Source organism: Inquilinus sp., assembly GCF_039594555.1.
GTDB lineage: Bacteria > Pseudomonadota > Alphaproteobacteria > DSM-16000 > Inquilinaceae > Inquilinus.
In genome coordinates this window covers 1-2,965 of the sequence record NZ_JBCNNF010000615.1, presented here as the reverse complement: position 1 = coordinate 2,965, position 2,965 = coordinate 1, and the positions used below count along the sequence as shown (strand labels likewise).

Annotated in this window: 3 protein-coding genes and 1 pseudogene; 1 reads left to right on the top strand and 3 read right to left on the bottom strand. The window is 68.8% G+C overall.

Annotation, left to right across the window (positions count from 1 at the left end):
• From ABDW35_RS35035 to ABDW35_RS35025, 3 genes are all read right to left on the bottom strand, one after another.
• Positions 1–471 (bottom strand): Bax inhibitor-1/YccA family protein (locus ABDW35_RS35035; protein ID WP_343718460.1); only part of this gene is annotated, 471 nt, incomplete at its 3' end.
• 32 nt (positions 472–503) lie between these two features.
• Complete coding sequence (locus tag ABDW35_RS35030) at positions 504–1,265, bottom strand: zf-HC2 domain-containing protein (RefSeq protein WP_343718459.1); 762 nt, start codon at positions 1,263–1,265, stop codon at positions 504–506.
• Between the two features lie 5 nt (positions 1,266–1,270).
• Positions 1,271–1,816, bottom strand: a complete 546-nt coding sequence (locus ABDW35_RS35025) for a sigma-70 family RNA polymerase sigma factor (protein WP_343718458.1) — start codon at positions 1,814–1,816, stop codon at positions 1,271–1,273.
• A 185-nt stretch (positions 1,817–2,001) separates the two neighbouring features.
• Between ABDW35_RS35025 and ABDW35_RS35020 the strand changes: the two are divergent.
• Positions 2,002–2,965, top strand: a pseudogene (locus ABDW35_RS35020) (hypothetical protein); the annotation flags it as partial.

The window sequence follows — 2,965 nt, the reverse complement described above, 5'->3', positions numbered from 1 at the left end:
GATGATGATGCCGACCAGGCCCATCATCAGGAACGAGCCCATGCGGGACAGGTCCGCCTTGGTGGTGTAGCCGTACAGGCTCATCGCGCCGAACATGACCGCGGTGATCATGAAGGTGCGGGCGATGCTGGTCCCGGTGAACACCAAAAAGATCGACGCCATCGACAGGCCCATGACGCCGCAGAACGCCCAGAACACCATCTGCGCCGTGGAGGCCGAGACGGCGTGGATGCGGAACGACAGGAAGAAGACGAAGGCCAGCGGCGCCAGCATCACTACCCATTTCAGCGGGCTGGTGAAGATCGGGATATAGATCGCCGGGGTGCTGGCGACCAGATAGGCGACCAGGCCGGTCAGGACCAGGCCGAGACCCATGTAGTTGTAGATCCGCAGCATGTGCTGCCGCAGGCCGGCGTCGAGCTCGGCGGCCGAAGCGCGCTGGGCTGTCCCCTGCCATTCGTATTGCTGCATGTTCATGGTGTCGTTCTCTCCTTCGAGATCATTCAGTAGAGGGTGTCGGCCAAGCCGTTGGCGGCGGCCAGCAGGTCGTCGGCCTGCGCCTCGGCGCACAGCGCGTAGACCGCGGGGCCGACCTGCCAGTAGGCGACCGTGACGTCGTTCGCGCGCTGCGCCTGCGGCTGCTGCACGTCGAAGCCGTCGGTGGATGCCGCGAACAGCGTCACCAGGCCGAAGCGGTCGGTGTCGATCGTCGCCTCGAAGCCGGAGCCGCCATCCCAGGGCACCACCTCGATCGACCGGATCGACCAGCCCTGCGGCAGGTCGGGCAGGGTGATCGGTGCCTTGGCCAAGTCCTCCGGCTTCAGCCCGCCCTTGGGCTCGGCCGGGTCGACCAGATGGCGGTACAGCACGGTGCGGTAGGCGTCGCCCGCCTCGTCGGCATAGGCCGGGATGCCGGCCGAGGCGCTGTCGATCCGGGTGACGCCCAGGATCGACTGGGCGCCCCAGCCGATGCCGATCAGCAGCACCACCGCGGCCACCCGGCGCAGGCGCACCGTGATCCGGCGCCAGCGCACGGCGCGGCCCAGCAGCCGGGCGTTCTCATAGCTGGCGACGCGGATGCCGGCTTCGTCGGCGAAGGCCAGGCGCAGCGCATCGCGCAGACGCAGATCGGCCATCACCTGGGCGGCCAGGGTCGGGTTGGCCTCGAGATGGGCCTCGACCTCGATCCGGCGGGGCAAATCGAGCTCGCCGTCGATATAGGCCTGGATCTCGGCTTCGGTCGGGATCGTCGAAATCTGCGTCATGGGCGTCACTCCACCAGCCGCAAATGCGGCGGGGTCGGTCCGTCGAGGCGGGCGGCGGTCGTCTCGGCGGCGCCGGCGCTCTCGCGCAGCGCGGCGCGGGCCCGGCCCAGCCGCGACATCAGCGTGCCGAGCGGGATGCCGAGGATGGTCGCGGCCTCCTGGTAGCGGAACTCCTCCACCGCCACGAGCAGCAGCGCCTCGCGCTGCTCCTCCGGCAGGGCCATCAGGGCTCGCTGCACCTGGGCCAGCTGCACCCGGGCGTCCTGGCTCGGCGCGCCGGACTGGGGCGCCAGCTGCGTCGCCTGGGCGATGCGGGCATCCTCGGCCCGGCGGCCCCGCAGCCGCGAGGCATGGGCGTTGTGCATGATGGAGAACAGCCAGGGGCGCAAGGCCCGGTCCGGCTGCCAGCCGCGACGGCCCTCATAGGCCTTCAGCAGGGTGTCCTGCAGCAGGTCCTCGGCCTCGGCGGCATCGCGGGTCAGGACCAGGGCGTAGCGCTTCAGCCCTGGCAGCTCGGCGATGACGTCGAAATCATCCTTGCGGCGTTTCATGCCCCATATACGCAGCCATCCCCGGTTTTCATCCCGGGGGTTCGCGCCTTGTTTTGGCGGAGGTGCGGACAAACTCTCAACACGATCCTGGATATGATGATTTTTGCGAGGTTTTTGCAGACGAAATGCAGCCTGCCGGTGTTATAGGCAGCAATACTCGATAGTCCGGCGCGATTCGGAGCGACATGACCGACGACACTGTGGAGCAACGCCGATCGGTCGACCCCACCGTGTCCGATCGCTATCTCGGTCGTCCGGTCGGTTCCGCAGCAGCCTCGGTCGCTCTGCCGTACCCGTCGCGGCCCGGCATCCTCGACCGCTGGCCCGCCTGGCTGGTCGGCCTGGCCGGGCTGCTGACCCTCGGGCTGGTGCTCCGCTTCGTCCTCGCTCTGGCCTTCCCGCGCATCCACCACGCCGACGAGCTGTTCCAGTATTACGAGCAGGCGCACCGGCTGGCCTTCGGCCAGGGCATGGTGCCGTGGGAATACCGCGAGGGCATCCGCTCCTGGCTGCTGCCGGGCATGCTCGCGGGGCTGATGAAGGCGGTATCCTGGGTCAGCGACGACCCGTCCGCCTATCTCGGCGTCTCCAAGGCACTGTGGTCGGCGCTGTCGCTCGCCATCCCGGCCGTGGCCTTCCTCTGGGCCCGGCGCGCCGCCGGGCTGACGGCGGGGCTGACCGCGGCCTTCATCGGCACGATCTGGTTCGAGCTGATCTATTTCGCGCCGACGGCGCTGACGGAATCGATCGCCACCAGCCTGCTGCTGGTCGGCTGCTGGCTGGCCTGGACGGCGGAGACGGCCGACCGCCGCCGGCTGGTCTGGGCCGGCGTGCTGTTCGGCCTGGTCTTTGTCTTCCGCTTCCACCTGCTGCCGGCGATCCTGACCGCCATCGTCATCGCCGGCCGCGGGGACTGGCGCGGCCGGGTGCGGCCGATGCTGCTGGCCGGGCTGGTGCCGGTGGTGCTGTGCAACGGGCTGCTCGACTGGGTGACGCTGGGCTGGCCGTTCCAGTCGGTGCTGAAGAACTTCTGGATCAACATCGTCGAGGAGAAGAGCCACAGCTTCGGCGTCATGCCGCTGAGCTTCTACTTCACCGAATACGCCCGGGTCTGGTCGTGGTGGCTGGCGCCGATGGCGGCGCTGATCG

What these genes read in the sequence shown, in the direction of transcription:
- ABDW35_RS35025 (WP_343718458.1), bottom strand. Translation starts at nt 1,816, where the DNA reads ATGAAACGCCGCAAGGATGATTTCGACGTCATCGCCGAGCTGCCAGGG.
- ABDW35_RS35030 (WP_343718459.1), bottom strand. Translation starts at nt 1,265, where the DNA reads ATGACGCAGATTTCGACGATCCCGACCGAAGCCGAGATCCAGGCCTAT.